This is a genomic window from Methanosarcina sp. 1.H.T.1A.1 (assembly GCF_000979295.1).
Classification (GTDB): Archaea; Halobacteriota; Methanosarcinia; order Methanosarcinales; family Methanosarcinaceae; genus Methanosarcina.
Map to the genome: position 1 here is coordinate 1 of NZ_JJQY01000062.1, position 1,460 is coordinate 1,460.

Consider the following 1,460-nt stretch of genomic DNA (forward strand, 5'->3'; position numbering starts at 1 on the left):
GATGTGTATAAGAGACAGGACCACTACCGACCTTGCCCTTATCCTTTCCGGAAAACCGCTTATCGCTTCCAAAGGCGCAAAACTCGGAAATTTCCTGACCCATGTACGGGCTTTTGCCGTCCGCTCGATAGCGGTAGGAGGGGACAGCACTGTAAGGGTTAGAGAAACTGATACCGGACTCAGGCTGGTAACCATAGGCCCTGAAAGGGCAGGTCCCGCTTACTGCATGGGAGGAGAAGAGCCAACCCCGACGGATGCCCTGAGAGTGCTCGGGCTTGTCGATGTCGGAGACCCTGAACGTGCAAAAGAGGCGGTTGCATCCGTAGCCTCCAGCTTCGGGAAATCCGTAACTGAGACTGCTTCTCTTATAGTGGACACAACTGCAGGGATGATTGAAAAAGCCGTAAGGGAAATGTTTCTTGAATGGGAACAGGAACCTGCTTACAGGATATGGGAAGTCCTGCAGAAGAAAAAAGAAAGGCCTGAAAATGTTGTCGGAATCGGGGGAGGAGCAAGGGGCCTGATTTCAGTAGTCGCGGAAAAGCTGAACGCAAAACCGATTACCCCCGAATATTCGGAAGTCGGAAATGCCATAGGGGCAGCTGTTGCAAGGCCCACCCTTACCCTTAACCTGCGCATCGATACTCAGCAGAAGGTCTATTCGGTAGCTGAAGAAGGAGAGATTGTAAACCTTAACTCAACGGATATCGGGAATTTCAATAAAATGCGCTCGGAGGAAGCCGAAGCCCTTGCAACAAAACTCCTCAGGGAACGCGCAAAAAGGTTTGGGATTTCCGAGTATGCAGACGAAGCCGAGATTGCTAACAGTGAGGTCTTTAACGTGGTTGAGGGCTGGTTTACGGCAGGGCGGCTTTTTGATGTAAGTATGCAGATCCCGGCAGGCCTGATTCCCGAATGGAAGAGGGGGGAAAAAGCATGAAGCTTGGGTTTGGGAAAATCAAGGATGCCCTCAAAGGCGGAGCCGAAAAAAATGCCGGGGCAGAGAAAAAAGAACGGATAGAAGAGGAAATTGAGCCTGATAGAGTAGAGGAAGTTACAATGAAAACAAGAACTTCAGAGCAGAAATCTGAAGATGAATCGAGAAATGAACCGAAAAATGAATCGGAAAAAAAACCGGAAAACGAATTGAAAAGTGAGCCTGGAAAAATACCGGAAAAAGAACCCATGGTTCCGGCAGACCGGGCAGGAGCAAAAAAGACAGGCCTTATTTTCTTCCCGGCTTTTGACTGGGCAATTTCTCCAACCCATCCGGAAAGAGAGGAGCGTCTCCTCTATACACGGGACCAGATTTTTGAAGAAGGCCTGATGGACCTGCCCCAGATAGAGGAGTATAAGCCCCGCCTTGCAGATTTCAAGGACATTGCAAGGGTTCATTTCTGTGTTCCTGACATAAAAGCCCAGGCTACAACCCCTCACCGGATTTCAGCAGGCAGCTGCCT

General features: G+C 49.9%; 1 protein-coding gene and 1 pseudogene. Both read left to right on the forward strand.

Features of this window, described 5'->3' with window-relative positions:
* A partial coding sequence (locus EO95_RS06370) for a hydantoinase/oxoprolinase family protein (protein WP_048133322.1) occupies positions 1–940 on the forward strand: 940 nt, incomplete at its 5' end.
* Positions 937–1,460 (forward strand): annotated as a pseudogene (locus EO95_RS06375) (histone deacetylase); the annotation flags it as partial. The gene EO95_RS06370 and the pseudogene EO95_RS06375, both read left to right, overlap by 4 nt.